The organism is Streptomyces sp. NPDC043726 (assembly GCF_056436565.1).
Genome location: NZ_JBWKCI010000009.1, coordinates 63,233 through 87,255 on the forward strand (window position 1 = coordinate 63,233; position 24,023 = coordinate 87,255).

Annotated in this window: 17 protein-coding genes; 11 read left to right on the forward strand and 6 right to left on the reverse strand. The window is 72.7% G+C overall.

Annotated features, from left to right (window positions below; all coding sequences use genetic code 11):
* Positions 1-7: 7 nt before the first annotated feature.
* Positions 8-1,237 (reverse strand): ROK family transcriptional regulator, encoded by a 1,230-nt coding sequence (locus AC068Z_RS25810; protein ID WP_478560065.1) that lies wholly within the window; start codon positions 1,235-1,237, stop codon positions 8-10.
* Between the two features lie 115 nt (positions 1,238-1,352).
* Complete coding sequence (locus tag AC068Z_RS25815; RefSeq protein ID WP_478560067.1) at positions 1,353-2,603, reverse strand: FAD-binding protein; 1,251 nt, start codon at positions 2,601-2,603, stop codon at positions 1,353-1,355.
* Between the two features lie 106 nt (positions 2,604-2,709).
* Here AC068Z_RS25815 and AC068Z_RS25820 point away from each other — a divergent pair, with 106 nt between their 5' ends.
* The 6 genes from AC068Z_RS25820 (at position 2,710) to AC068Z_RS25845 (ending at position 10,419) form a co-directional block, all read left to right on the forward strand.
* Positions 2,710-3,384: a pyridoxamine 5'-phosphate oxidase family protein gene (locus AC068Z_RS25820; protein ID WP_478560069.1), complete on the forward strand. Its 675-nt coding sequence runs from the start codon at positions 2,710-2,712 to the stop codon at positions 3,382-3,384.
* Between the two features lie 58 nt (positions 3,385-3,442).
* Positions 3,443-4,762: a radical SAM protein gene (locus AC068Z_RS25825; protein WP_478560071.1), complete on the forward strand. Its 1,320-nt coding sequence runs from the start codon at positions 3,443-3,445 to the stop codon at positions 4,760-4,762.
* 196 nt (positions 4,763-4,958) lie between these two features.
* Complete coding sequence (locus tag AC068Z_RS25830; protein WP_478560073.1) at positions 4,959-6,446, forward strand: cellulose binding domain-containing protein; 1,488 nt, start codon at positions 4,959-4,961, stop codon at positions 6,444-6,446.
* A gap of 200 nt (positions 6,447-6,646) precedes the next feature.
* Positions 6,647-7,738 (forward strand): ribosome small subunit-dependent GTPase A, encoded by a 1,092-nt coding sequence (gene rsgA, locus AC068Z_RS25835; RefSeq protein WP_478560075.1) that lies wholly within the window; start codon positions 6,647-6,649, stop codon positions 7,736-7,738.
* 806 nt (positions 7,739-8,544) lie between these two features.
* Positions 8,545-9,927 carry a bifunctional transcriptional activator/DNA repair enzyme AdaA gene (locus tag AC068Z_RS25840; RefSeq protein WP_478560976.1) on the forward strand — a complete coding sequence of 461 codons (1,383 nt, stop codon included), beginning with the start codon at positions 8,545-8,547 and terminating at the stop codon, positions 9,925-9,927.
* 6 nt (positions 9,928-9,933) lie between these two features.
* Entirely contained in the window at positions 9,934-10,419 is a 486-nt protein-coding gene (locus AC068Z_RS25845; RefSeq protein WP_478560077.1) for a methylated-DNA--[protein]-cysteine S-methyltransferase, read from the forward strand.
* A 135-nt stretch (positions 10,420-10,554) separates the two neighbouring features.
* On the opposite strand, the gene AC068Z_RS25850 is transcribed toward AC068Z_RS25845, so the two are convergent.
* The gene (locus AC068Z_RS25850) at positions 10,555-11,040 is read right to left on the reverse strand and encodes a DUF456 domain-containing protein (protein ID WP_478560079.1); all 486 of its coding nucleotides are present in this window, start codon (positions 11,038-11,040) and stop codon (positions 10,555-10,557) included.
* A gap of 137 nt (positions 11,041-11,177) precedes the next feature.
* Positions 11,178-12,161 carry a helix-turn-helix domain-containing protein gene (locus tag AC068Z_RS25855; protein ID WP_478560081.1) on the reverse strand — a complete coding sequence of 328 codons (984 nt, stop codon included), beginning with the start codon at positions 12,159-12,161 and terminating at the stop codon, positions 11,178-11,180.
* A 281-nt stretch (positions 12,162-12,442) separates the two neighbouring features.
* On the opposite strand from AC068Z_RS25855, the gene AC068Z_RS25860 reads away from it, so the two are divergent.
* From AC068Z_RS25860 to AC068Z_RS25870, 3 genes are all read left to right on the forward strand, one after another.
* The gene (locus AC068Z_RS25860; protein WP_478560083.1) at positions 12,443-16,132 is read left to right on the forward strand and encodes a S8 family peptidase; all 3,690 of its coding nucleotides are present in this window, start codon (positions 12,443-12,445) and stop codon (positions 16,130-16,132) included.
* 150 nt (positions 16,133-16,282) lie between these two features.
* Positions 16,283-17,542 (forward strand): protein phosphatase 2C domain-containing protein, encoded by a 1,260-nt coding sequence (locus AC068Z_RS25865; RefSeq protein ID WP_478560085.1) that lies wholly within the window; start codon positions 16,283-16,285, stop codon positions 17,540-17,542.
* An 80-nt stretch (positions 17,543-17,622) separates the two neighbouring features.
* Positions 17,623-19,365, forward strand: a complete 1,743-nt coding sequence (locus AC068Z_RS25870; protein ID WP_478560087.1) for a pyruvate dehydrogenase — start codon at positions 17,623-17,625, stop codon at positions 19,363-19,365.
* On the opposite strand, the gene AC068Z_RS25875 is transcribed toward AC068Z_RS25870, so the two are convergent.
* Entirely contained in the window at positions 19,362-20,693 is a 1,332-nt protein-coding gene (locus tag AC068Z_RS25875; protein WP_478560089.1) for a helix-turn-helix domain-containing protein, read from the reverse strand. The two genes, AC068Z_RS25870 and AC068Z_RS25875, sit on opposite strands and share 4 nt — an antisense overlap.
* A gap of 242 nt (positions 20,694-20,935) precedes the next feature.
* Here AC068Z_RS25875 and AC068Z_RS25880 point away from each other — a divergent pair, with 242 nt between their 5' ends.
* Together AC068Z_RS25880 and AC068Z_RS25885 are read left to right on the forward strand one after the other, a co-directional pair.
* Positions 20,936-21,550 carry a hypothetical protein gene (locus tag AC068Z_RS25880; protein WP_478560091.1) on the forward strand — a complete coding sequence of 205 codons (615 nt, stop codon included), beginning with the start codon at positions 20,936-20,938 and terminating at the stop codon, positions 21,548-21,550.
* A 704-nt stretch (positions 21,551-22,254) separates the two neighbouring features.
* Positions 22,255-22,737, forward strand: a complete 483-nt coding sequence (locus AC068Z_RS25885; RefSeq protein ID WP_478560979.1) for an ATP-binding protein — start codon at positions 22,255-22,257, stop codon at positions 22,735-22,737.
* A gap of 90 nt (positions 22,738-22,827) precedes the next feature.
* Here the strand turns inward: AC068Z_RS25885 and AC068Z_RS25890 are convergent, their stop codons facing one another.
* On the reverse strand, positions 22,828-23,871 hold the full coding sequence (locus AC068Z_RS25890; RefSeq protein ID WP_478560093.1) for a DUF2637 domain-containing protein: 1,044 nt from the start codon (positions 23,869-23,871) through the stop codon (positions 22,828-22,830).
* Between the last annotated feature and the right edge of the window lie 152 nt (positions 23,872-24,023).

Sequence of the window (24,023 nt, forward strand, 5' to 3'; positions counted from 1 at the left end):
TCCGTCGTCATGAAGGCGGTGCGGTACGGCTCCTTCTGTGCTGCCTCTGCCCGACGGCCTGGAGTGCCCCTTCCAGCGCGAACGTGGCCGCGCCCAGGCACACCGGGTCGGTGGGGATCGGGGAGAGGACGATCTCGGTGGCGGCCATGGGCCGCGGCAGCGCGTGCCGGGCCACGGCCTCGCGCACCTCGGCGACCAGGGGTTCGCCAAGGGCGGTCGCGACCCAGCTGCTGAGCACGACCACTTCGGGATTGAACAGGTTGACCAGGTCGGCGATGCCGGTGCCCAGGTAGCGGACGGTGTCGCGGACCACCTTGAGCGCAACGGGGTCGCGCGCCTCGACGCCCCGGCCCAGCGCGGCGATGGTGGCCGTCTGGTCCTCCGGGTGCAGCAGGGTGCTGTCGGCGCTCAACTCCCGCAGCGTGAGCATGATTCCGGAGGCTCCGACGTACGCCTCCACACAGCCGTGCTTGCCGCAGCGGCACAGTCGTCCGTCCAGGACGATCGTGGTATGGCCCCACTCGCCGGCGCTGTTGCTGACACCCCGGTGCAGCGCGCCGCCGAGCACCAGCCCGGCGCCCACGCCGGTCCCGAGGTTGACCACCACGGCGTCCTCCCGGCCGCGCGCGGCGCCGAACCACAGCTCGGCCACCGCGGAGGCGCGCAGTGGGTTGTCCAGATACAGCGGGTAGGCGATGTGCTCGGTGAGCAGATCGAGCAGCGGCACCTCGTGCCAGTCCCAGTTGGGCGCGTACTCGGAGACGCCGGTGGCGCGGTCCACTTGCCCCGGCACGCTCACGCCGACGCCGAGCACCCGGGCGCCCTCGACCCCGGCCTGCGTGACCACCGAGCCGACGGCGGAGGCGACATGGCCGACCACCTGCTCGGGGAGGCTCTCGCCGGGCCTGACGTCCTCCTCGGCACGGGCCAGCACGTTCAGCGCGAGGTCGAACAGCTCGACATGGACGTACGTCTCCGCGATGTCGACGCCGATCAACGCGCCCCCCGACGCGTTGACCGCGACCAGGCCGCGGGGCCGGCCGCCCGCCGAGTCCTCGAAGCCGACCTCGGTGATCATGCGGAGGTCGAGCAGCTCGCCGACGAGCGTGGCGACCGTGGCGAGGCTCAGCCCCGTGGCGGCCGCCAGCTCCTGCCGGGAGGTGGGCGACGCGGCGATGATCTGGCGCAGCACCTCGTAGCGGTTCGCGGTGCGGATGTCACGTGATGTGCGCTTCATCGGAGGTGCCCCCCGTCCCTTCTCGTCGGCCGGGTCGTCGTCGGCACCGGCGCGGCGCAAGGCTATGGGCTGCGGAGGGCTTTCGACAAGGGGTTAGGAAAGGGGGTGGAGGAAGTCAGGAACCGGGGTGGAGGAAGTCCCGCACGAAGGTGTTCGTGAACTTGCCGCCGGGGTCGAGGGACGTGACCAGCGCGCGGAAGTCGGCCCAGCGCGGATACCGCCCCCGCAGCACCTCGCCGGGCACGGTGAACACCTTGCCCCAGTGCGGCCGCGCGTCGAGCCCCTCCAGGGCTTCCTCCACCCGGCGTACGACCGGCAGCACCGCCGCGGTGTCGTCGACCCAGGTGAAGTGCAGGGCCACGGTCTCCCGGCCGTACGACGGACTCAGCCACTGCTCGTCGGCGGCCACCGTCCGCACCTCGCAGACCTGCAGCACCGGCGCCACGGTCGTGCGGATCGCATCCAGCGCGCGCAGGGCGTCCAGGGCGTACGGCCTCGGCAGCAGGTACTCGGACTGGAGCTCGGCGCCGCTGCTCGGGGTGAACTCCGCGCGGAAGTGCGGCAGTCGCTCGTGCCAGGGCCCCGGCACCCCGAACTGCTCGGTGCAGTTGACCGCGGGCATGCCCGGCACGGGGTGCATCTTCCCGGTCGCGGGCGAGGCCCACGGGAACTCGGAGAGCGGCTGATCGGTGCGCCGCTTCAGCCACACCTGCCGGAAGCCCGGCGCGGCCCAGTCGGTGAAGAGGCTGACGCTGTACGCGGCCCTGGCTACCGTCTCGAACTCCAGTCGCTCCAGGGGCAGTTCGGTGAACACATGCTGCTCGACCTCGAAGGCGGGCTCCAGGTCCAGGGTGAGCGCGGTGACCACACCGAGGGCACCGAGTGAGGTGACGGCACCACCGAACCGGGCGTCGTCCCGCCCGATGCGCAGGGTCGCTCCCTCGGCGGTGACCAGCTCCACCTCCCGCACGGGCGCGGCGAGCGAGCCGTTGGTCACCCCCGAGCCGTGGGTGCCGGTGGCGACGGACCCGGCGACCGAGATGTGCGGCAGCGACGCCATGTTGGGCAGCGCCAGACCGTGCCCGTGCACGACCCGGGCCAGTTCGGCGTACCGCACCCCACCCCCGACCCGCACGGTCCGGGCCGCGGTGTCGACCTCGATCTCGCCCGGCATCCGCGCGAGGGAGACCAGCACCCCCTCCGCCCCCGGCTCGGCGATCTCGTTGAACGAGTGCCCGCTCCCCAGCACCCGCACCCGCTCACTCCCGGCCACCAGGGCCCGGAGCGCGTCGAGCGAGCGGGGGCGGTGCAGCTCCTTGGCGGCGTAGGCGATGTTGCCGGCCCAGTTGGTCACGGTCCCGGTCATTGGCGCGCCCCTCCCATTCCACTGATTTCGTTGTCTCCATGGCTGCGGGCGGCTGTTCTCGCATTCGCACTGGCCGTCCAGTTGCGGTTTCGGTAGCTTCACGGACATGACCTCGCAGCCGCTCCCCGCCACCCTTCCGCAGTCCGACCTCACCAGGCACCGCCGCCTGCGGGAGCAGGGCAGCCTCGCGAGGGCCGATCTCGACGCGATCCTAGATGCCGGTTTCGTCTGCCATCTCGGCGTGGTGCTGGACGGGAGGCCGCTCGTCGTACCGACCGTCTACGGCCGCGACGAGCGATGGCTGTACGTCCACGGCTCCGTCGCCAGTCGCAGCCTCGCCGCCGGATCGCCGGTGTGTGTGACCGTCACCCACGTCGACGGGCTCGTCCTCGCCCGGTCCGTCTTCGAGCACGGGGTCAACTACCGCAGCGCCGTCGTCCACGGCGAGGCCCGCCACGTGACGGAGCCCGAGGAGAAGCTCGAGGGTCTGCGCCGGCTCACCGAACACGCGGCGCCGGGGCAGTGGTCGTACGCCCGCCGCCCGAACCGGAAGGAGCTCGCCGCCACCACCCTCCTCGCGGTCTCCCTCGAACACGCCTCGGTCAAGATCCGCACCGGCGCCCCGGACGACGGCGACGGCCCCGACGCCGAGCTCGGCCTGTGGGCCGGCACGCTGCCGCTGACCACGGCCTGGGGCGCCCCGTTGCCCGACCCGCTGCTGCCGCCGCGGACCCCCGTTCCGGAGCACATCGCGCGCCACGAGGGGACCCGGCACGGATGACACGCGGGCGGGGGCATACCGTGAGGAGTCGAACGCCTGAGCCGGGAGGAGATTCGGGATGGGCAGCCGTACCGCGCTGGTCGAGGATCTGATGGAGCGCTTTCCGCATGTGCCGCGGGAGGCCGTCTTCAAGGAGGACCTGCTCCGCGGCGGTGTCGCCTTCGACCCGTCCGCGCTGAGCGACAACGAGTCCGGCGAGGTGAAGCCGAAGTCGTACTTCATCTTCTCCTTCGACCACGGCACCCTGCCCGAGCTGGGCGAGGCCGCCCTCAGAAGGCCGCCGGAGGAGATCATCCTCACCGGCGGGCCGTACGACCTGCGGCGCACCGTCGTCTCCGTGCGGGTCAATCCCGCCTCGCCCTATCGCGTCGCCGCCGACGAGGATGGCATGCTCGGGCTCTACCTCGACGGCAAGCGGATCGCCGACGTGGGCGTGCCGCCGATGCCCGAGTACTACCGGCACACCCTCTCCAACGGGAAGTCCGTGATGGAGGTGGCCCCGACCATCCAGTGGGGCTACCTGATCTACCTCACCGTCTTCCGGGTCTGCCAGTACTTCGGCGCCAAGGAGGAGTGCCAGTACTGCGACATCAACCACAACTGGCGCCAGCACAAGGCGGCCGGGCGGCCCTACACCGGCGTCAAGGACGTCGAGGAGGTGCTGGAGGCACTGGAGATCATCGACCGGTACGACACCGCCAAGGCCTCCACCGCCTACACCCTCACCGGCGGCGCGATCACCAAGACGGTCTCCGGGCGGGACGAGGCCGACTTCTACGGCCACTACGCCAAGGCCATCGAGGAGCGCTTCCCGGGCCGCTGGATCGGCAAGGTCGTCGCCCAGGCGCTGCCGCGTGACGACGTGCAGCGGTTCAAGGACTACGGCGTGCAGATCTACCACCCCAACTACGAGGTGTGGGACGAGTACCTGTTCAAGATGTACTGCCCGGGCAAGGAGCGGTACGTCGGCCGTGATGTCTGGCACAAGCGGATCCTGGACTCGGCCGAGGTGTTCGGGGCGCGCAATGTGATCCCCAACTTCGTCGCGGGCGTGGAGATGGCCGAGCCCTTCGGCTTCAAGACCGTCGACGAGGCCATCGCCTCCACCACCGAGGGCCTGCGGTTCTTCATGTCGCACGGCATCACGCCCCGCTTCACCACCTGGTGCCCGGAGCCCACGACCCCGCTCGGCAAGGCCAACCCGCAGGGCGCGCCGCTGGAGTACCACATCCGGCTGCTCCAGGCCTATCGCCAGACGATGGAGGACTTCGGTCTCTCCTCGCCCCCCGGTTACGGCCCTCCCGGCCCCGGTCGTGCCGTATTCTCCGTCAGTTCCTTCATGGACAGCCTGCCCGAGGAGCAGCCCAGCGCTGTGTGACGGGAGTTGAGCGGAGCGTGCCCGGGATCCGTACCACTCGGTGGAGCCGAGAGGGGAGGACCGGGCGCCGGGACATTTGAATAGCGCGCTTGTCAGTTGTGTCGAAGACGTGAAAGGCTCGGTTCCTGCCGCGAGGTTCCCCCCAACTCCTTTGCCAATATGGTGAGTTGACTTCGCTTGTGGATGCAGGAGACCCATGCCCGACCTGCCGACCCCCCAGGACGCCACCGAGGCCGCGCTGTTCTCCGAGTGCTGGGACGCCGTGCTCTCGTACGCCGACCTGTGCACGGCCGGCTCCACCGCGGCCACCGAACTGGCCACGGAGGCGTTCACGGCCGGCATGCGCGAGGTCCGCGCCGCCGAGTCGCACGGCACCCGCTACGCCGGCCGCCGTTCACCCCGACTGCCCCGGATACCCCTGCTGTTGACGGCCGTGCGCACCACGGCCGCCGACTGGGAGGTCACCGGACGCGGCAACCGCCTCGACCCCGATCTGCGGCTCTGGCTCAACTCCGAGAAGGCCGCCCGCTACGCCGGACCGCCCCAGGGCCGGCCGCTCGCCCTGCGCGGACTGCGCGACATGCAGCAGCCGGACGCCGAACTGCTCTGGCTGGCCGAGGTGGAGGCGCTGCCGCTGACCGTGGTGGCCCGTCGACTCGGCCTCGACCCGGCCACCGTCTCCGACGAACTCACCCAGGTGCGCGGCCTGTTCCGGGACCGCTGTCACCGCAACCACCTCGACGCCCCGAAGGCCCCCGAGTGCCGGGGCTACGTCCGCCTCCTCGACGCCGTCACCCGCTCACCGATCGCCGAAACCCCGGACGACCTCTCCCGCCACCTCGCCACCTGCGTCGACTGCGCCGAGGCCGCCGCCTGTCTCCGGCTGCACGGCGTCGGTCTGCCCGCCGCCCTGGCCGGCGGGGTCATCGGCTGGGGCGGACTCGCCTACCTGGAGCGCCGCCGCCGCGCCGCCGAGGTCCGCCTCGGTGCCGGGCGCCCCGCCACCGCGGGCGCGGACCACGGGGACCCCGACCCCGCCGCGCAGAAGGCCAAGGCGGTGCGCGGCGGGCTGCTCGTCGCCGCCGCGCTGGTGTCGCTGCTGGCGCTCGCCGTGTCGCTGATGCAGTTCGGCGGCTCGGGCTCCGGGTCCGGCGACGACCGGGCGGCCGGTGACCCCGGGGACCGGCGGCCGGTGGCCGACAACCCCGGCCCGTCCTTCGAACCTTCGGCGCGGGACTCCACCGTGAGCGCCACCACCCGGCCCTCGTCGGACGCCGGTGAGCGCACCCCGGAGAGCAAGGGCCCCGATCCGGAACCCCAGGGCACGTCGACGACCACCGCGGGCCCCGAGTCCAGTGCTCCGGCCGCCGCCTCCTGCCGGGTCCGCTACGACCTGGTCAACCAGTGGCCCGACGGCTTCCAGGCCACCGTCACCGTCACCACCGAACAGCCCCTCGACACCTGGCGCGTGGCCTGGTCCTTCCGGGACGGCCAGCACGTCGGGCAGATGTGGGACGCGAGCTTCACCCAGGACGACTCCCGGGTCACGGCCACCGCCGCCGACTACAACAAGGCGGTCCCCGCCGACGGCACCCTGACCTTCGGCTTCATCGCGTCCTGGCAGGGCAAGAACTCGCCCGCGCACGACTTCGCGCTGAACGGGCGGGAGTGCGGCACGAGCTGACCTTTAATTCGGTTGACGGGCCCGAGGGGGGCCCGGATACCGTGTGGTCGTTCGTTCCGAGCGTGCTGAAGAGGAGGTGTCGACCGATGGCTGTCATTGCGATGAGCGCTGCCCGCAAGCAGGAATCCATCAAGTCCACCTCCGTGGCCGCCGGCTGAACCCGACTTCCGTCGCCGGGGCCGCCCTTTGAAGGGTCACCCTTGACTTCCACTTCTGTGTCCTCCGCCCTCGCTCCCTACGGCTGGGACGACGCCTGGGCGGAGGAGTTCCTCCCCTACGACGCCGAAGGGCTGCTGCCCGGACGCGTCATCCGAGTCGACCGCGGGCAGTGCGACGTCGTCACCGCCGGCGGTGTGCTGCGCGCCGACACCGCCTTCGTCACCCCGCACGATCCGATGCGGGTCGTGTGCACCGGCGACTGGGTCGCCGTCGAACCCGGGGGCAGTCCGCGCTACGTACGGACGTATCTGCCGCGCCGTACCGCCTTCGTGCGCTCCACCTCCTCCCAGCGGTCCGAGGGGCAGATCCTCGCGGCCAACGTCGACCACGCGGTCGTCGCCGTGTCCCTGGCCGTCGAGCTCGATCTCGGCCGGATCGAGCGGTTCCTGGCGCTGGCCTGGGAATCCGGGGCGCAGCCCGTGGTCGTGCTGACGAAGGCCGACCTCGTGCCGGACGCGGTGACGCTCGGCCATCTGGTCGAGGACGTCGAGACGACCGCGCCCGGGGTGCCGGTGCTGACCGTCAGCGCGCATCTCGACGAAGGGCTCGACGTCCTCACCGCGGTCCTCGGCAGCGGTACGTCCGTGCTGCTCGGGCAGTCCGGGGCGGGCAAGTCGACGCTCGCGAACGCGCTGCTCGGGGCCGACGTCATGGACGTACAGGAGATCCGGGACGTGGACGGCAAGGGGCGGCACACCACGACGACCCGCAACCTGCTCGCCCTGCCGGGCGGCGGGGTCCTGATCGACACACCAGGGCTGCGGGGCGTCGGACTCTGGGACGCCGAGACCGGGGTCGGACAGGTGTTCGCCGAGATCGAGGAACTGGCCGAGCGGTGCCGCTTCCACGACTGCGCCCACGAGGCCGAACCCGGCTGCGCCGTCCTCGCCGCGATCGATTCCGGAGAGCTGCCGGAACGACGCCTCGACAGCTATCGCAAGCTGATCCGCGAGAACCAGCGCATCGTCGCCAAGACCGACGCCCGCCTGCGCGCCGAGATCCGCCGCGACTGGAAGCGGAAGGGCGCGGAGGGCCGAGCGGCGGGCCAGGCGAAGCGCAACGGCTGGCGCTAGCGGGGCGGGTCATGGGCCCACGGCGGTCGAGGGCGGCCGCCGGGGCGTAGCTGGCGGGGCGAGATGGCCTCGGGGGCGTAGCTGGCGGGGCGAGATGGCCTCCAGGGCGTAGCTAGCTGGCGGGGCGAGGTGGCCGCCTGGGGTTGGACGGCCAGGCTTGAGGGGCCGTACCGAGGGCTGGCGGCGGGTCGGGGGCGGCTGTGGGGCCGTACCGAGGGCTGGCGGCGGGTCGGGGGCGGCTGTGGGGCCGTACCGAGGGGCTGGCGGCGGGTCGGGGGCGGCTGTGCCGACTGGTCTGGCGGCCGGGTCGGGCGTGACCGTGCCGAGTGGTCCGATTGTGGGGTCGAGCGCCGCCGCGCCGAGTGGTCCGATCGTGGGGGTCGAGCGCCGCCGCGCCGAGGGGCAGGCGGCGGCGCCGGTCACCGCGTCCGGGTCGACCTGGTGCCGGGTGCCGGGTGCCGGGTGCCGGTTGCCGGGGCGCTCGGCGTGCGGGGGACCTGGTGCCGACTGCCGGGTGCTCCGCGTCCGGCTGAACCCCGTGCCGGCCTGCCCGGCGGCGGGTGCTCCGCGTCCGGCTGAACCCCGTGCCGGCCTGCCCGGCGGCGGGTGCTCCGCGTCCGATTGACCTCCGTGCCGGCCTGCCCGGCGGCGGGTGCTCCGCGTCCGATTGACCTCCGTGCCGGCCTGCCCGGCGGCGGGGGCTCCGTGGCCAGGTGAACGCCGCACCCGCCTGCCGGGCGCCGACTGCCTTGGTGTCCGAATCCCGCCAGCGGCACCCCCCGGCATCGCCGAGACTGGAACGCGTGATGGATGAAGACACCAGGTACGAGGCCGTGCGGAGCAGGGACGGGAGGTTCGACGGGGAGTTCTTCTTCGCCGTCGAGACCACCGGGATCTACTGCCGGCCCAGCTGCCCCGCCGTCACCCCGAAGCGTCACAACGTCCGCTTCTTCACGACCGCCGCCGCCGCGCAGGGCTCGGGATTCCGGGCCTGCCGGCGGTGCCGGCCGGACGCCGCGCCCGGCTCGGCCGAGTGGAACGTGCGCGCGGACGTCGTGGGGCGGGCCATGCGGCTCATCGGGGACGGTGTCGTCGACCGGGAAGGGGTCGCCGGGCTCGCCACGCGGCTCGGCTACAGCCCCCGCCAGGTCCAGCGGCAGCTGACCGGCGAGCTCGGCGCCGGACCCGTCGCCCTCGCCCGCGCCCAGCGCGCGCACACCGCGCGCGTCCTGCTCCAGACCACCGAGCTGCCGATCACCGAGATCGCCTTCGCGTCCGGATTCGCCAGCGTGCGCCAGTTCAACGACACCATCCGGACCGCCTACGCGCAGACGCCCAGCGAACTGCGCCGGGCCGCGGCCCGTGCCGCCCGGCGCCCCGCCACCCCGACCGCCGGAATCCCGCTGCGCCTCGCCTACCGAGGGCCCTACCGGTCCGGGGACGTCTTCGACCTCCTCGAGGCCGAGGCCGTACCCGGCGTGGAGGACGTGCACGGCACCCCCGGACGCCGTGTCTACCGCCGTACCCTCCGCCTCCCGCACGGCACCGGCATCGTCGCCGTCGACGAGCGGCCCGGCATGGCTCACACCCGCACGCACCCCGGCGGCTGGCTCGACGCCCACCTGCACCTCACCGACCCCCGTGACCTCACCACCGCCGTCCAGCGACTGCGCCGCCTGTTCGACCTGGACGCCGACCCCTACGCCGTGGACGAGCGGCTCGGCGCAGACGCCCGGCTCGCCCCGCTGGTCGCGGCCCGCCCCGGGCTCCGGTCGCCCGGCGCCGCCGACCCCGACGAGCTGGCCGTACGGGCGCTGGTGGGCACCGCCGGCGCCGAGCGGCTGGTGCGGCGGTACGGCAAGGCGCTGGACGCCCCCTGCGGCAGCCTCACCCACCTCTTCCCCGAACCCGCCGTCCTCGCCGAGGCCGAGCCGCACGGCATCCTGGGTACGCTGACCGCCGCCCTCGCCGACGGCGTCGTCCGCCTGGACGCGGGCGCCGACCGGGACGACGCGCAGGAGGCCCTGCTCGCCCTGCCCGGCCTGGACACCTCCACCGTCGCCGTGATCCGCACCCGCGCTCTCGGCGATCCCGACGTCGCCCCGCCCGGCCTCGACGTCCCCGACAGCTGGCGCCCCTGGCGCTCGTACGCCCTGCGACACCTGCGCACAGCAGGGGAGTTGGAGTAACCCGTCATGACCGTCCACTGGACTTCCCTCGACAGCCCCGTCGGCCCCCTGCTGCTCACCGCCGACCCGGAGACCGGCGTCCTGACCTCGCTGTCCGTGCCCGGCCAGAAGGGCGGACGCGTGGTCGAGGAGGGCTGGCGGCACGAGCCCGGCGCCTTCCGGGACGCCGAGGAGCAGCTCGCCGCCTACTTCGCGGGGGAGCTGAAGGAGTTCCGGCTGCCGCTGCGCGCCGAGGGCACCGCGTTCCGCGAGAAGGTGTGGGCCGCCCTGGACGACGTGCCCTACGGCGCCACCACCACGTACGGCGAGATCGCCGCGCGCGTCGGCGCCCCCCGGGCCGCCGTCCGGGCCGTCGGGGGCGCGATCGGCGCCAACCCGCTGCTGATCCTGCGCCCCTGCCACCGGGTGATCGGCGCGAACGGCACCCTAACCGGCTACGCGGGCGGCCTGGAGCGCAAGACGACCCTGCTCACGCTGGAGGGCGCGCGCTAGTCCTCCAGACGCTCAGTCCCCGAGGCCCCAGCTGTGGACCCACCGGGGACAAAAGCGGATCACCTCCTCGCTGGAGTGCGGCCACACACGTACGCCCGCCCCGCCACATCGGATGCGCGCCCCGGTCCCCGGGCCCTACGTCCCCCAGAGCACGACGCCCAGCCACGCCCCGGCGATCAGCAGGCAGGTGAACAGTTCCGCCAGCACGCTGGAGCCGCCCGAGCGCATCGCCGTGCGCAGGGCGGCCATCGCCTCCGCGTGCCGGCCGAGGCGGCGGCGCTCCTCCAGGTAGATGCCGCCCATGAACCCGGGGATCGCGCCCAGCACGGGGATCAGGAAGAAGCCGAGGAAGGCCCCCGATCCGGCGTACACGGCCATCCGGCGGGTCGCGCCCGACTCGCGGAGCCGCCGGGGTGGCAGGGCCCAGCGGACGACCTGGGAGAGGAACAGCGCGACCGTCGCCCCGACCAGCAGGAATCCTGCCTCCGCCCGGGGGTCCTTCAGCGCCCACCACATGACCGCGGCCCACACCAGCCACGACCCCGGCACACCGGGCACCAGTACTCCGCACAGGCCGAGCAGGACGACTATGCCGACCAGCAGGAGATCCCACACTCCCATAGGGCCAGGGTGCCGGAGCCCGGATGACCCCGCAGATCAGCGCACCCGACCCGCCGCCCCGCGGTTCAGCGCGCCCGACCCTCCTGTGCCCACGGTTCAGCGCGCCCCGCCCGCCCCGCCCACCCCGGCCCCCCGGTTCAGCGGTCCCGGGCCACCCATCCCCGTTCGTAGGCGTGCCAGCCCAGCTGGAGGCGAGTCGTCACGCCGGTCAGTTCCATCAGGCGCTTCACGCGGCGCTGCACGGTCCGCAGGCCCACGTCCAGCTGCTTGGCCACGCTCGCGTCGGTCAGTCCGGCCAGGAGCAGGGAGAGGACCTCCAGGTCCGTGGCGTCCGGGCCGTCCGGGTCCCGCTCGGTCACCCCCGAGCCCCCGAGCCTGAGCGGCAGCGCGTCCCGCCACACCGACTCGAAGAGACCCGACAGCAGCTCCAGCAGCCCGCTCGCGTGCACGACCAGCGCCGCCGGTTCCGCGGTGGGCGAGGTGAGCGGCACCAGCGCGAGCGTGCCGTCGGCGATCACCAGCTTGGTCGGCACCTGGTCCACCACCCGCACCCGCTCGTCCCGCCCGAGCGCGGCCGTCAGCTCGGTGATCCCGTGCGGCAGGTCGAACACCGAGCGCTCGACGACCACCCGGTAGCGCACCCCGCGGTCGGCGGCCCGCTCCTCGGCATCGTTGTCGGTGCCGGACACGACCACCGGGTTGCCGGTGACCAGCGCGCACACCTCGTGGCCCGCGCCGAGCTGGATCTGGAGGAAGCGCTGGGCGACCGCGTCCGCGCCGGTCACCACCTCCACCAGATCGTGTACGGCGGTCTCGGCGGCGCCCGCCCGGTACTCCTCGGCGAGCAGCGCGGCCGCCAGCTCCGCCTTCTCCAGCTCGTGCCGCTGCTGGGTGAGCAGCGCCCCGAGCGCCACTCCCGGCGGCGCCGCCACCCAGCGCCCGGGGCGGGCCGAGGACTGTGCGGCGAGTCCGTGCCGTTCCAGCAGGCGCAGGGCACGCTCAATGTCCCGCTCGCCGAGCGCCAGCCGACGCGCGAGATCCGGGACGTCCGCGGCGCCCACCGACACCAGCGCCCGGTAGGCCGACTCGTGCGCCTCGTCCAGACCTATCGCTGCCAGCATCGCTCTCCTCGAAGGTCGTGCGGTCCGTGGGGTCACGGGGCTCCCGGCCCGGCTTCGGCGGCGGGACCCGGCCGTCGCGTCGATCGCGGGAAGCGGCGCGCCGATGGCGGGAAGCGGCCACGGCGCAAAACCGCCTCGGCACATCATCGCCGTACCGCCCGCCCCTCTGCCAAGGTGACGCCACCGCAGCATCAACCACCGCCCGTATTGCCCGCCTTGGCCCTCCCGGCCTGCGCGTTCGCGCGTCCGTGGGCACGCGGCAGCACCGGAAGAAGGCGACCTTGGGGAGAGCGATACCGAGGACGGCCCTCGGGGCGGCGACCGCCGCCGTCCTGGCCGTCACGACAGCCGTACCCACGCACGCGGCCGACGACCGGCCCACCGCGCCGACCGGCGAACGGGCCGCCTCCGGCGCCGGTTCCGTCGTCACCCTCGTCACCGGCGACCGCGTCCTCGTCACGAAGGACGGGGCCGTCGCCCTGCCCGGCGACGACGGCCGCACCCCCTTCACGCAGACCCGCCGCACCGGCGATGACCTTTACGTCTACCCCGAGAGCGCCGTCGAGGCCGTCGCCTCGGGCCGGGTCGACGAGGAGCTGTTCAATGTCACGGGCCTGGTCCGCCAGGGCTACGACGACGCCCACCGCGACACGCTTCCGCTGATCGCGACCTACGACGAAGCCGTCCCGCGCTCCCTCCCGCGCGGCGCCGAGCGCGGCCTCACCCTGGACGCCATCGACGGCGTCGCTCTGGAGGCGGACAAGGGCAGGGCCGCCGCCTTCTGGGCCGAGGCCACCAAGTCCCGTGGCCCGATGCGGAAGTTGTGGCTGGACGCCAAGGTCGAGGCCACACTGGACCGTTCGACGCGGCAGGTGAACGCGCCCGAGGCATGGGCCGCCGGGTACGACGGCAAGGGCACCAAGGTCGCCGTCCTGGACACCGGTGTCGACGCCGGGCACCCCGATCTCCAGGGCCGGATCGGCGCCTCGAAGAACTTCACCGACTCGGAGGACGCGAGCGACCGCGACGGCCACGGCACCCACACCACCTCCACCGTCGGCGGCTCGGGCGCGGCGAGCGACGGGAAGAGGAAGGGCGTCGCGCCGGGTGCCGAGCTGCTCAACGGCAAGGTCCTCAACGATTACGGCTACGGCGAGACCTCCTGGATCATCGCCGGTATGCAGTGGGCGGTCGACGAGGGCGCCGACGTCGTCTCCATGAGCCTCGGCAACCCCGCCCGCACCGACTGCTCCGACCCGATGTCCCAGGCGGCCGGGGAACTCGCGCGGAAGAGCGAGAACACCCTGTTCGTCATCGCCGCGGGCAACACCGGACCCGGCAACAACACTGTCTCGTCGCCCGGTTGCGTGCCCAGTGTGCTCACGGTCGGCGCCGTCGACCGCGACGACTCCACCGCCGCCTTCTCCAGCCGCGGCCCGGTGTACGGCTCCCACACCCTCAAGCCCGAGATCACCGCCCCCGGCGTCGGCATCTCCGCCGCCAGTGCGGGTGGGCGGGGCGTGTACGCCTACCGGTCCATGAGCGGTACGTCGATGGCGACCCCGCATGTCGCCGGCGCCGCCGCCATCGTGAGGCAACGGCACCCCGACTGGAACGCCCAGCGGATCAAGGCGGCCCTCGTCTCCTCCGCCGAGTCCCGGATCCCCGGTGACGTCCGGGAGACCGGCGGCGGGCGCCTGGACGTGCTGGCCGCGACGCGGCAGACGGTCCTGGGAGCGCCCGCGGTGCAAGCGGGCAGTTTCGACTGGCCGCAGGACCGCGGCGACCGTACGACGGTCGGCGTGCCTTACACCAACACCACCGACAGGCAGGTGAAGTTGAGCCTGTCCGTGGCCGGTGTCACCGGCAACGACGGCTCCGCCGTGCGCTCGCCGGTCGCCCGGCTCGCCGACCGCACGGTCACCGTCCCGGCGGGCGGTACGGCCGAGGTCCCGCTCTCCGTCGACCCGACGGCCGCCCTCACCCGTGCCCAGTACGGCGACATCACCGGCCGCGTGCTCGCCGAGGCCGACGGGATCTCCGTCTCCACGCCCTTCGCGCTGTACGTCCAGCCCGAGACGGTCACCCTGCGCGTCAAGCTCGTCGACCGGCTCGGCAGGCCCGCCGACGGCTCCTCCTCGGTCGACGTCATCGGCACCGACGACGCGAGCGGGGAACGGCGCTTCAACGACGGCGCCGCGGACCAGACGTACCGCCTCCGCCCGGGCAGCTACTTCCTCTCCTCCTTCATCACGACCCCGGAGACCGAGGGCACGCTCCTCGACTCCCTCGCCTATCTGGCCCGTCCGCAGATCGAGCTGCGCGACGACACGACCGTCGTCCTCGACGCCCGCGAGGCGCACCGGCTGGCCATCGACACCGACCAGCCCTCCGAAGTCCGCAGCGCCACCCTCGGGTTCGCCCGCAGCTGGGACGACACCTGGCTGCACGCCGGAACCGCGGCGGGCGGCCGGACCCTGCGCGGCTACTACGCCTCGGTCACCGGACAGGCGCGGGACGGCGACTTCGAGTTCGACAGCTTCTGGCGCGCGGCGGCCCCGCAGATCACCGAACTCGCCGTCGTGGGCGGCCCGACGCTCCACCCGACCACGGCCGACCTCGGCTCGGCCAACCTGGACGGCACCGGGCAGGCACCCCTGTTCGACGCCAAGTCCGGTACGGCGGAGGAGCTTTCCGGCGCCGAGGGAAAGATCGCGCTGGTTCATCTGCCGGACGGCGACGGGGCCTCGGCGGTCGCCACCCGCGCGAAGGCGGCGGGCGCCACGGCACTTCTCGTCCACCGCGACGCACCCGGCCGCTGGTACCCGTCGGTCGGCTTCACCGGCGGCCCGCTTCCGGTGCTCGCGGTGCCGGCCGAGGAGGCCTCGGAGCTCCTGGAGTCCGGGGAGGAGACCCTGCGCTGGAAGGCGACGGCCAAGAGCCCCTACGTCTACAGCCTCGCCTTCCCGGAGACGGGCCCGGTCCAGTCCGACCGCACCTATCGCGTGCGGGACGACCGGCTGGCGGCGACGAGAGCGACGTACCACTCGATGGCGGGTGCGGCGACCGACCACATCGACCTGGAGTCCCTGACCCGGCCGAACGGACTGGCCGCGTACTTCGGGCAGGTGGAGACCGTCCCCGCGCCCTTCACCCGCACCGAGTACCACACGACCGGCGGCACGGTCTGGCGCCAGGACGTCTCCAGCAGCTTCCCCTGGGGCGAGTTCCTGGTGGACCCGGCGCGCACGTACAGGGCGGGCGAGCGGGGGAGTGAGGAGTGGTACGGCGGGGTCCTCGCGCCGGTCACCCCGCTCGACGACACCGGACGGCAGGCGCTCGCCGCCGAGCGCCAGGGCGACCTGATCGGCGTCGCGCCCGGCTTCTGGGGCGACAGCCAACACGCGGGACTCCAGGGCAGCTTCGGCGACATCGGCGGCATGCTCCTGAAGCGGAACGGCGAGACGATCGGCGAAAGTCCCTACCCGTTCGGAGTGTTCACGGTTCCGGCCGAGGAGTCGGCGTACGAACTCACCCTGCACACCACGAAGATCGGGCAGCCGGCGCGGGCATGGAAGCGGTCCACCTCCACGACGACCACCTGGTCCTTCCGGTCGGCGCTCGACGAGGACGTGTACTCGCAGGGCATCCCGCTGCTCTTCCCGCGCTACGACCTCCCCGAGGACGGACTGAAGACGCTCCCGGCGAAGGACGGTCAGCGCATCGGGCTCGCGGTGACCGGCCACGCGGGCTATGAGCCGGGGGAGTTGACGAGGGTGCGACTCGCCTACTCCTACGACGGGGGCGAGACCTGGACCGAGGCGCGGACCGTCCGGCGCGATGGGACGTGGGAGGCGGTCGTCGACCACAGGGGTGCGACAGGGAAGCAGGTCACACTCAGGGCCGAGCTGACCGACGCCGAGGGCAACTCCGTCACCCAGACCGTGACCCGGGCGTACGACGTGCGCTGACGGTCACCCGGACGTCGCCGGACGGTTCTCCCGTGGGGGGTGGGACCGTCCGGCGACCCATCCCCCCGGTTTCGCAACGCCGTTCGAGCCCTCACCCGATTTTCGGGATGCCCCGTTTTCATACGGCCCGAGCGGTGGACAATTAGGGGCATGAGCCAGCAGGGGGGAAGGCCCACCGGTCGGCAGGACGACTGGTGGGCACAGCTGTACGACGACACCACGGAGGACACAGGGCCCACGGCGGCCCCGGACTCCCTGGACGACAGGTTCGCCTCGGCGGAGTCCGCGGTGGCCTCCGCAGGCCGTGCCGCGGATCCGGCTGTTCCCGCGGGCAGTCGTGCCGCTGGGGCGCCCCCGGCAGCCGGCGAGGGCGGCACCCCGCAAGCGCGTGCGGCTGATCCCACCCGCACGCCGATCCCACCCCCGCGCACCGAAGGACCACCGCGCGCCGTCGAGTACGTGGGTTCAGGCCCACCCACCTACGAAGCGGAACCCACCGCCCTCCCGCCCGCCGACCCGGACGAGCTGGACGACCTCGTCGCCGACACCGTCCTCGACGGCGCCCAGTACGGCGCCTGCACCCTCCGTGCCGCCTCCGTCCGCGGCGACTCCGCCCGCTACCGCGGCGAACCCCGCAGGGACTCCCTGCTCACCGCCCGCTTCGGCACCGGCGACACCGCCCTCGTCCTCGTCGCCATGGCCACCGGCGCCCGAGCCACCCCCGGCGCCCACCGCGCCGCCGCCGAGGCCTGCCAGTGGATCGGCAGGGCCGTCGGCCGCAGCCACGCCCGCCTGGCCGAGGACATCCGCGCCGCCCGCCGGGGCGACCTCAAATCCGGCCTGCACCGCCTCACCGACCGCAGCCTCGGCAAGCTCCGCGCCAGCGCCGCCGAACAGGGCGTGGACCCGGAGGAGTACGCGGCCACCCTGCGCTGCCTGCTCCTGCCCGCCGACCCGGACTGCCGTACCCGCGTCTTCTTCGGGGTCGGCGTCGGCGGCCTGTTCCGCCTCCGGGACGGGGAGTGGCAGGACATCGAGCCCCTGGTCACGGACGCGGTCGGCGAGGCCGTCGTCGGGTTCGGGTCACCGCCGTCCGAGACCCCGGAGGGCGACCGCCTCACCATGGACCTCGGCATCCCGAGGCCGCCGAGCCCGTACGAACCCGCCCCCGAGCCGCCCCGCGAACCCTTCCGCTTCCGCGCCTCGGTAGCCCGTCCGGGTGACACGCTCCTGATGTGCACCAGCGGTCTCGCCGAACCCCTGCGCGGCGAGGCCGAACTTGCCCGACACCTCACCGACCGGTGGTCAGGACCCACCCCGCCTGGCCTCGCCGCCTTCCTCGCCGACACCCAGGTGAGGGTCAAGGGCTACGCCGACGACCGTACGGCCGCCGCCGTCTGGGAGACCTGACCGAGCGGACCACGTGCCCCTGTGCCTCCAATGGAACCGGACGCAACCCAGCGAAGGCGACCGAAGGGGCACCCGCAGCCATGGCCAAGCAGAACGTCGCGGAACAGTTCGTCGACATCCTCGTCCGCGCTGGAGTCGAGCGCCTCTACGGCGTCGTCGGCGACAGTCTGAACCCCGTCGTGGACGCCGTACGCCGTAACTCCGGCATCGACTGGGTGCATGTCCGGCACGAGGAGACCGCTGCCTTCGCGGCCGGCGCCGAGGCGCAGATCACCGGGAAGCTGACGGCCTGCGCGGGCTCCTGCGGCCCCGGCAACCTCCATCTCGTCAACGGCCTCTACGACGCCCACCGCTCCATGGCCCCCGTCCTCGCCCTCGCCTCGCACATCCCCTCCAGCGAGATCGGCCTCGGCTTCTTCCAGGAGACCCACCCGGACCAGCTGTTCCGCGAATGCAGCCACTACAGCGAGCTGATCTCCAGCCCGAAGCAGATGCCCCGGCTTCTGCAGACCGCCATCCAGCACGCGATCGGCCGCTCCGGCGTCAGCGTGGTCTCCCTCCCCGGCGACATCGCCGACCAGCCCGCCCCCGCCAAGCCGGTCGAGACCGCCCTGGTCACCACCCGGCCCACGGTCCGCCCGGGCGACGAGGAGATCGACAAGCTGGTCCGGATGATCGACGCGGCCGACAAGGTCACGCTGTTCTGCGGCAGCGGCACGGCGGGCGCGCACGCCGAGGTCATGGAGTTCGCGGAGAAGGTCAAGTCCCCCGTCGGGCACGCGCTGCGGGGCAAGGAGTGGATCCAGTACGACAACCCCTACGACGTCGGCATGAGCGGCCTCCTCGGCTACGGCGCCGCCTACGAGGCCACCCACGAATGCGATCTGCTGATCCTGCTGGGCACGGACTTCCCGTACAACGCCTTCCTGCCCGACGACGTCCAGATCGCCCAGGTCGACGTCCGGCCCGAAGTCCTCGGCCGCCGTTCCAAGCTGGACCTCGCCGTGTGGGGCGACGTACGCGAGACCCTGCGCTGTCTGATCCCGCGGGTGCGGACCAAGGAGAACCGGCGCTTCCTCGACAAGATGCTGAAGAAGCACGCGGACTCGCTGGAGGGCGTCGTCAAGGCGTACACCAGGAAGGTCGAGAAGCACGTCCCGATCCATCCCGAGTACGTCGCCTCGGTCCTGGACGAACTCGCCGACGACGACGCGGTGTTCACGGTCGACACCGGGATGTGCAACGTCTGGGCCGCCCGTTACATCACCCCCAACGGCCGCCGCCGGGTCATCGGGTCCTTCTCCCACGGCTCGATGGCGAACGCGCTGCCCATGGCGATCGGCGCCCAGTTCACCGACCGCCGCCGCCAGGTCGTGTCGATGTCGGGTGACGGCGGATTCACCATGCTGATGGGCGACTTCCTCACGCTGGTGCAGTACGACCTGCCGGTGAAGGTGGTCCTCTTCAACAACTCCTCGCTCGGCATGGTGGAGTTGGAGATGCTGGTCGCCGGACTGCCCTCCTACGGCACCTCCAACAAGAACCCCGACTTCGCGGCCGTGGCCCGGGCCTGCGGTGCCCACGGGGTGCGCGTGGAGAAGCCCAAGCAGCTCGCCGGAGCCCTGAAGGACGCCTTCAAGCACAAGGGCCCCGCCCTGGTCGACATCGTCACCGACCCCAACGCCCTGTCCATCCCGCCGAAGATCAGCGCCGACATGGTCACCGGCTTCGCCCTCTCGGCCTCGAAGATCGTCCTCGACGGCGGAGTGGGCCGCATGCTCCAGATGGCCCGCTCCAACATCCGCAACGTGCCCAGGCCCTAGGTGTACGGCGTCCAGGCGCGCGCTGAGGTGTCGTAGCCGTACCGGGGCAGGCCCTTGATGCTCGTGGTGCGCAGGGGGCGGCCCTCGTCGTCGATGCGGACGGTGCCCTTGCGGCCCTGCGAGGACCAGTCCAGTTCGAGCCACCACCGGCAGTCGCAGCCCTCGGTGCGGGCCGTGACGAGCAGGACCTCCGGGTCCTCGGCGGAGACCCGGTAGGGCAGGCGCATGGCCGGGATCACGGTCCCCGCGTCGTTCCCGGCGACCGGGCGGGCGATCGGGCGGTCCTTGTCCAGGTCCACGTCGAAGTAGCGCGGGGTCACGGCCCCGCCGCACCCCTGGTCCATGGCGTAGGCACTGCCCTCGACGGGCGCCGCGCGGCCGACCACGCGGACCCGCAGCGCCTCCAGGACGACCGCCGTGGACGACCGCCCCTGCACCGAGATCCGCACCATCGTCTCCCGCCCGTGCACCGCGCCCTCCGCTCCGGCCCAGGTCCGGGCGTCCTGCGCGGGCGGAGGCGGCGGCACCCGCGTCGGCGGTCCGCCGATGACGTAGTCGTGCCCGCAGCCCTGCGACCAGACGTGCGAGTCGGCGCTCCAGGTGAGCGGCACTCCGGTCGGCTCCGGCTCACTCGTCGTGGACGGGGCGCTCTCCCTGGGCGCGGGCTGGGAGGGCTTGGCCTTCTTCGTGGGGGAGGGCCCGGTGGGCGTGGGGGACGCGGAGGTGGGGGAGGGGCCGCGCGTCGCGCCGGGAGCGCCGGGCGCGGTCGTACGGGGAAGGCCCGCGCCCGGAGTCCGGCCGTCGGCCCTGTCTCCCCGGTCCGTGTCCAGGGCGGTGACGGTGCCGAGCGTGGCGAGCAGCACGGAGGCGACGGCGGCGGCGACCGTGACGCGCCGACGGCGGTACCAGGGGTGGAGCGGTGGGGTGGGCTGCTCTTCTTGGTCTTGGTCTTGGTCTTGGTCCTTTGCCTTTGCCTTTGCCTGTTCCTGTTCCTGTTCCTGATCTGCGTTCGGTGTCTCGTCGGCAGGTTCCTGCGGGTCCTCCTCCGACTCCGCGGTTGCCGCGCCCCGAGGCCGCTGTCGGGCCGCCACCGCCAGGAGCCAGCGGCGGTGCAGCTCCATGCGCTCCTCCGCCGACGCGCCGCACAGGGCGGCGAAGCGTTCGACCGGGGCGAAGTCCTGGGGGACCGCGTCACCCGCGCAGTAGCGGTGCAGCGTGGAGGTGTTCATGCCCAGCCGGCGGGCCAGTGAGCCGTAACTGCGATCGGTCCGCTCCTTCAACTGCCTGAGCAGTGCGGCGAACTCCTCGACCTCGTCCTGTGCCGACACCCTTCCCCCGTGTTCTCCCGCCTGGGACGGCATCCCAGGCACCCCATGTACCTGCACGTCAGACGGGCTGGGATGGTTCCATCCCGAGGGATGTGGCGTCCCCTGTTGCGCCCGGATCCTGTGACCGCTGATGCTCTTGGTGTCGCACCGACGACCGCCGGCCCGACCAGCCGACGGCGCGGTGACGACGACGTACACCCAGTCACGCGTTATCCACGCACTCGAACCACGGGGGATCACCCATGTCCAAGCGCACCCGAGCAGCGGTCGTCGCACTCTCCGTCGCAGGCCTCGCCGGCGCGGCTCTCACCGTACCGGCCGGCGCGGCGACCGGAGCGGCGAGCGCGCCCCGCTTCCTGTCCGCCTCCGAACTCCCGCAGCACCCCTCGTACACCTGGACCGCGGGACGGGTCACCGACGGCGTCCCGGACGAGATGCGGTTCTGCCTGGAGGAGGCGCTGCTCGCCTACGACTCCCGGTACCGGCCGTTCCATACCGACCTGGACACCAGCGCCCGGCAGCTGACCATCGTCGTCGGCACCGCCGCCAAGGCCAAGGCGCTGGCGAGCAGCCTGAACAAGGAGTTCAAGTCCTGCGCCGGGCGGATCGAGGCCGCGGACCCGGAGGTCGAGGCGGCGTACAAGTCCTACGGCTCGCTGCCCGTCGAGGAGGGCGCCCGCGTCCACGGACTGCACACCGAGACGTCCTGGGGCGCCAACGACATCCGGCTGCTCTCCGTCGGCCGGGACGGCAGGGCCGTGACGGTCGTGGACTGGTCGCAGATGGGCGACTTCGGGGACGCCCCGGTGGCCGCCTTCAAGAAGACCACCACCAAGGCGGTCAACAAGCTGTACTGACCGCCGGCCCGCTGGGGGGACACCGGGGCCGCCCTCTCGCCACGGGGGTCGGGAGGGCGGCCCCGCACACATCCGCTGCGAGCGGCCCGCGGGCGCCCTGGTCCGGGGGCCCGTACACCTGGCCCAGCGGCCCGCGGGCGCCCTGGTCCGGGGCCCCTACGCACCTCGCTCCAACGACCCGCCCGCGCCTCGGTCCGGAGCCCGCACACGACCAGCTCCCAACGGCCTGCGGGTGCCCTGGCTCGGGGCCGCACGTACCGGTTCCCAATGGCCCCCCCCGCGCCCTGGTCCGGGGTCCGCACACACTCGCTTCCAGCGGCCCGTACACGCCTCCTGACCATGCTTCAGCGGCCTGCGCCCACCCGCCCCAGCGTCCGTATACGGCCGGATCGGCAGACGGGGATGGTCAGTTCGGCCGATGGGTCTTGGTCGGCTCGGGCGGGCGGCTCTTCACCTGGTGGTGGGGTTCCGTCCGCACCCGGTTCGGCCGCCGCGCGCCCACCAGGGTGTTCTCCGGGGCGGATCCGACCGTGTCGCTCCGCCGTCCCGTTCGGACGTACCGGAGTTCACCCCGGCGCGGTCTCCTCGTGGCCGAACGCCTGGTCGTTGACGATTCGACATGACTGCCACGTGCTCTGACGGGCATGGATCCCGTGAACGTGTTCGAGCAGGAGGGGAACGTCATCGGCACGCGGGCGGGGGTCATGAAGAGGCAGGCACGAGGGGGCGGTCCCATCGCGATCGGGGCCTTCTCGGCGGACACGGCGGAGGACATGGCGGACGGCGTCGCGGAACCGGCGCCGCCATGCCGGCTCAAGCGCAGACTCGGACGCGCGGATCTCAGGGCGGTGCCCGAGGCGCGCAGGGAGCTGAGGGCGCTGTTACAGCACTGGGGCCGGCCCGGACGATCGGAGATAGCGGAGCTGCTGACCAGCGAACTCGTCACCAACGCCATCGTCCACACCGACCACGACGCGGTGCTGACCGCCACGGTGGGGCCGGACGGACTCCGGGTGGAGGTAAGGGACTTCGTGGCCCGCAGGCCCACGGTGCGCGTACCGGACGCCGACGACGGTACGCACGGCAGGGGCCTGGTTCTGGTGCAGTCCCTCGCGGACGCGTGGGGCGTACAGCCGCACGGGGTGGGCAAGGCGGTGTGGTTCGAGCTCGGCGCGGAAGCCGCGTGAGCGACGGGCCGGAAGCGGGGAAAAGCAGCGGGAGGGGGTACGGCGAATTCACCGTACCCCCTCCCGCGGTTCACCTGAGGTGAGCGGTTTTCAGCCGAACTGCTGCTCCAGGTCCTTGAGCTTGCGCTCCAGCGAGTCCAGGCGCGGCAGGGCCATGGTGTCGTCCTCCGCGGTGAGGTCGACGGTCATCGCCTCAGAACCTTTGCGGGCGGGCTGAAGTGAGGGCCGCGTACGCACGGGCAGCTGTTCCGGCGCCGATATGGCAGGCTCCGCGGTGACCAGGTCGGAGCCCCGCTCCACGGCCTGCACCTCCACCTGCCGACCGCCGCCGCGGCCGACGAAGCCGCGGTGGCCGCGACTGATCGCCTTCAGCTGGGCACGCTCCACGCGCTGCGCCTCGCGGCGCCGCATGCGCTGCTCGTCCTTCTTGTGCTTGTCCTCGCGCACCTCCTCGACCGCCTCGTCCAGGCTGCGCACGTTCTCCAGGAGCATCAGGGACCAGGCCCGGTAGGTCTCCCGGGGTGCCCGCAGCCAGCGGACGATGCGGATCTGCGGAAGCGGCCTCGGCACCAGACCCTGCTCGCGCAGGGCGGCCCGGCGGGTCTGCTTCAGCGCCCGGTCGAAGAGCACCGCCGCGGACAGGGACATGCCGGCGAAGAAGTGGGGGGCACCGTCGTGACCGATGCCCCTCGGCGCGTGCACCCAGTTGAACCAGGCCGCGGCGAAGGCGAACGTCCACACGAGTATCCGGGAGCCGAGGGCCGCGTCACCATGGCTCGCCTCCCGCACCGCGAGGACGGAACAGAACATCGCGGCCCCGTCCAGGCCGAACGGGACCAGGTACTGCCAGCCGTTGGTGAGGCCGAGGTTCTGCTCGCCGAATCCGACCAGCCCGTGGAAGGAGAGCGCCGCCGCCACCGCGGCACAGCAGAACAGGAGCACATAGGAGACGGTGCCGTATATGGCCTCCTTGCGCCTGCGTCGCTCTTCGCTGCGCTCCCACGAGTCCTCGGCACCCGTGTCCTTCCCCGAGGAGCGCTTTCCGCGCGCCAGCACCGCCACCGCCGCCAGCGTGCCCAGGAGCAGTACGGCGCCCGGAAGCAGCCAGTTCAGCGATATGTCGGTCAGTCTCATCTGGGGTCCCTTGCATTGGGATAGGGCGTAACGCCCGCCATAGTGGCCCAATCGCACCGGCCCTCAGGGGGTTTCGGGGCAAGAGGCCGCCAAGGAAGTGCAAGGGGATGCCCAGGGCGGCGTTCTGCTCGAACTGCCGCTTGAGGGGCGGG

Excerpts from the sequence above, each read along its gene's own strand:
- AC068Z_RS25810 (WP_478560065.1), bottom strand. The coding sequence starts at position 1,237 with ATGAAGCGCACATCACGTGACATCCGCACCGCGAACCGCTACGAGGTG.
- AC068Z_RS25815 (WP_478560067.1), bottom strand. The coding sequence starts at position 2,603 with ATGACCGGGACCGTGACCAACTGGGCCGGCAACATCGCCTACGCCGCC.
- AC068Z_RS25820 (WP_478560069.1), top strand. The coding sequence starts at position 2,710 with ATGACCTCGCAGCCGCTCCCCGCCACCCTTCCGCAGTCCGACCTCACC.
- AC068Z_RS25825 (WP_478560071.1), top strand. The coding sequence starts at position 3,443 with ATGGGCAGCCGTACCGCGCTGGTCGAGGATCTGATGGAGCGCTTTCCG.
- AC068Z_RS25830 (WP_478560073.1), top strand. The coding sequence starts at position 4,959 with ATGCCCGACCTGCCGACCCCCCAGGACGCCACCGAGGCCGCGCTGTTC.
- AC068Z_RS25840 (WP_478560976.1), top strand. The coding sequence starts at position 8,545 with ATGGATGAAGACACCAGGTACGAGGCCGTGCGGAGCAGGGACGGGAGG.
- AC068Z_RS25845 (WP_478560077.1), top strand. The coding sequence starts at position 9,934 with ATGACCGTCCACTGGACTTCCCTCGACAGCCCCGTCGGCCCCCTGCTG.
- AC068Z_RS25850 (WP_478560079.1), bottom strand. The coding sequence starts at position 11,040 with ATGGGAGTGTGGGATCTCCTGCTGGTCGGCATAGTCGTCCTGCTCGGC.
- AC068Z_RS25855 (WP_478560081.1), bottom strand. The coding sequence starts at position 12,161 with ATGCTGGCAGCGATAGGTCTGGACGAGGCGCACGAGTCGGCCTACCGG.
- AC068Z_RS25865 (WP_478560085.1), top strand. The coding sequence starts at position 16,283 with ATGAGCCAGCAGGGGGGAAGGCCCACCGGTCGGCAGGACGACTGGTGG.
- AC068Z_RS25870 (WP_478560087.1), top strand. The coding sequence starts at position 17,623 with ATGGCCAAGCAGAACGTCGCGGAACAGTTCGTCGACATCCTCGTCCGC.
- AC068Z_RS25880 (WP_478560091.1), top strand. The coding sequence starts at position 20,936 with ATGTCCAAGCGCACCCGAGCAGCGGTCGTCGCACTCTCCGTCGCAGGC.
- AC068Z_RS25885 (WP_478560979.1), top strand. The coding sequence starts at position 22,255 with ATGAAGAGGCAGGCACGAGGGGGCGGTCCCATCGCGATCGGGGCCTTC.
- AC068Z_RS25890 (WP_478560093.1), bottom strand. The coding sequence starts at position 23,871 with ATGAGACTGACCGACATATCGCTGAACTGGCTGCTTCCGGGCGCCGTA.